The organism is Pauljensenia hongkongensis, assembly GCF_001746855.1.
GTDB lineage: Bacteria > Actinomycetota > Actinomycetes > Actinomycetales > Actinomycetaceae > Pauljensenia > Pauljensenia hongkongensis.
On record NZ_CP017298.1, the window covers coordinates 1,978,018 to 1,981,065 of the forward strand.

The 3,048-nt window shown below is 70.7% G+C and carries 3 protein-coding genes; all 3 read left to right on the forward strand.

What is annotated here, in order from left to right:
* The coding region (locus BH719_RS08175) for a DUF2318 domain-containing protein (RefSeq protein WP_009744361.1) at window positions 1-1,165 on the forward strand (1,165 nt) is incomplete at its 5' end.
* A gap of 5 nt (window positions 1,166-1,170) precedes the next feature.
* Window positions 1,171-2,448, forward strand: a complete 1,278-nt coding sequence (locus BH719_RS08180; RefSeq protein WP_009744362.1) for an ABC transporter permease — start codon at window positions 1,171-1,173, stop codon at window positions 2,446-2,448.
* Window positions 2,449-2,453: 5 nt separating this feature from the next.
* Window positions 2,454-3,048 (forward strand): ABC transporter permease (locus BH719_RS08185; RefSeq protein ID WP_009744363.1); only part of this gene is annotated, 595 nt, incomplete at its 3' end.

The following is a 3,048-nucleotide window of genomic DNA, read 5'->3' on the forward strand; positions in this document are numbered from 1 at the left end:
GGCGGTCTGGGGGGGCATCGGAGCCGGCGCCGCCGCCTCACTGGCCCTCACCGTCGTCGCCACCATCGCGCCCAAATCCCTCAACCGCCAGAGCATCGGCCTCGTCACGCTCCCCGTGGCGGTCGTCGCGGCCGCTGCGCTCATCGCCCTGTTCCTGCGCAGGGCGCGCCTCGTGCGCGCGAGCGGCGCGGACCCCGCCGACCCGCTGTCCGGGGACGGCGCGCTGAGGGCAGTGGCGGCCCTCTACATCGCGTTCGCGCTCTTCAGGGCACTCCCCACTGCCATGACACAGGGCGTCATGATGCTGTCGGGCGGGGTGGAGCTCTACTCGACGACCGCGGTCATGGCGATCACCGGCTACGCGCTCGCGTGGGTGCTGTGCGCCGTCCTCGGATGGCTGTCCCACCGCCTGTGCTCCCTGTCCGCCCGCGTGTGGCCGGCCGTCCTGGTCATCACGTCGCTGGGGCTGGCGCACATCCTCATGATCGTGCGCGTCCTCAAGGCGAAGCGGCTCATCTCCTTGCCCGCCGACGTGTTCTCAGCGGTCTCATGGCTCATCAACCACGAGGCCGTCTTCACCCTGGCCGCCGCCGCCGCCCTCGGCGCGGTCACGGTCATCACGTGGTGGGCCTCGCGCTCCATCCCCCGCGAGGGCGCCAACCCGGCCGAGGGGCGCCTGGCGCGCGCCCGCGCCCGCCTGTACAAGGCGATGGCCGGCAGCGCGGCGATCGGCTACCTGTGCGGGGCGCTGCTCATCACCGTCGGCGTCGCCATCGGCTCCCAGGAGGTCGAGCTCTCCGCGCCCGAGTCCTACTCCGTCGTCGACGACCACGCCACCGTCGAATTGAGCGCCGTCTCCGACGGGCACCTGCACCGCTACGAGTACACGACTTCCACAGGCGTGAAAGTCCGCTTCATCGTCATCCAGAAGTCCGGCTCGTCCTTCGGCGTCGGCCTGGACGCCTGCGAGATCTGCGGCCCCACCGGCTACTACGAGAAGGACGGGAAAGTCATCTGCAAGCTGTGCGAGGTGGCGATGAACATCGCGACCATCGGCTTCAAGGGCGGGTGCAACCCGATCCCCATCGAGTACGAGGTGGGCAACGGCACGCTCACCGTTCCCGTGTCCGCCCTCGAGGCGGCGGCGCCGGTCTTCGCGAAGTAGGGCCCATGTTCTTCCGAATGCTCAAGGGCGCGCTCACCAGGCGCGGCAACCGGCACGCGATGATCGCCCTGACGGTGGCGCTGGGCGCCTGTGTGGCCACCTCCATGCTCTCCGTCATGTTCAACGTGGGCGACAAAGTCAACCAGGAGCTCAAGAGCTATGGCGCGAACATCGTCGTGCGCCCCCAGGGCGCCGCAGTCCTGCAGGACCTCTACTCCACGCAGGGCCCCGCGCAGCAGCAGGCGTACCTGCGCGAGGACGAGCTGGTGAAGATCAAGACGATCTTCTGGACCTACAACATCTTGGACTTCGCCCCGCTGCTGCCGACCACCGCCACCGGAGCCGACGGGGGCGCCGTCACCGTCACGGGGACCTGGTTCTCCCACCGCCTCGACCTGCCCACCGAGGAGAGCGTGCAGACCGGCCTCGACAAGCTGCGGGGCTGGTGGAGCATCGAGGGCTCGTGGCCCGACGACTCCGACGAGGCGGGCGCGGTGGTCGGCTCCGCCTACGCCTCGGCCCACGGCGTGCGCGTCGGCGACACGATCTCCCTGACCGGTCCCTCCGCGGCCCGCGACGTCGTCGTGCGGGGCGTGTTCACCGCCGGGGACGACTCCGACCACGCCGTCTACGCCCAGCTGGGCCTCGTCCAGGAGCTCCTGGGGCGCCAGGGGGCGGTGGGCAGCGTCGAAGTGTCGGCCCTGACCACCCCCGACAACGACCTGGCGCGCAAGGCCGCGAAGAACCCCAAGTCGTTGTCCGTGTCCGAGAAGGAGACCTGGTACTGCACCGCCTACGTGTCCTCCATCGCCTACCAGATCGAGGAGGTCATGACCGACTCCGTGGCGCGCCCCGTCCGCCAGGTCGCCCAATCCGAGGGCTCGATCCTGGAGAAGACCCAGCTCCTCATGGTGCTGGTGACCGCCCTGGCCCTCGTCGCCTCGGCGCTGGCGATCGCGAACCTGGTGACCGCCGGCGTCATGGAGCGCTCCAGCGAGATCGGGCTCATGAAGGCCGTCGGGGCGAAGGGCAAGTCGATCATCGGGCTGTTCCTCACCGAGACCATCGTCGTCGGCCTGGCCGGCGGCGTCCTCGGCTACGGAGCGGGGCTCGCGCTGGCGCAGATCATCGGCTACACCGTCTTCGGATCCGCGATCGCCTTCGCGCCCGTCGTCGTCGCCCTGGTGGCGGTCCTGGTGGTCCTGGTGGTCCTGGGCGCGTCGATCCCCGCGATCCGCTACCTGCTGCGGCTCAACGCCGCCGAAGTGCTGCACGGGAGGTGAGCGCGGTGTCCAAACGCGCGATGTTCTGGCGGATGGTCGCCTCGTCCGTCCTGCGCCGCCGCTCCCGGGTGCTGATCGCCGTCCTGGCGGTCGCGATCGGCGCCACGACCCTGTCGGGCCTGGCGACCATCACCGTCGACGTGCCCGCGCAGATGGCCCGCGAGATCCGCTCCTACGGGGCGAACCTGGTGGTGACCGGGGCCGACGGCCAGGCGATGGACGACGAGGCCCTGGCCGCTGTGGACCAGGAGCTCCCCGCCGCCCAACTCGTGGGATCGGCGTCCTTCGACTACGAGACGGTCACAGTCAACGACCAGCCCTACGTCGTGGGAGGGACGGACCTGGCGGCCGTGCGCCAGATGAGCCCCTTCTGGTTCGTCGACGGCGAATGGCCCTCGGGCAGCGCGCAGGTGCTGCTCGGCGAGGAGGTCGCCACCACCATCGACGCCAAGACCGGCGACCGGATCACGATCAACCAGCTCGACGGGACGGCCTCGTCGAACGCCGCGGCGGCCAGCGGCAGCGCGGCCAGCGGGAAGGCGAACAGCAGCGGGGCGGCGGCCAGCGGCGGCGGGAAGGCGAACAGCAGCGGGGCGGCGG

Excerpts from the sequence above, each read along its gene's own strand:
- BH719_RS08180 (WP_009744362.1), top strand. The coding sequence starts at position 1,171 with ATGTTCTTCCGAATGCTCAAGGGCGCGCTCACCAGGCGCGGCAACCGG.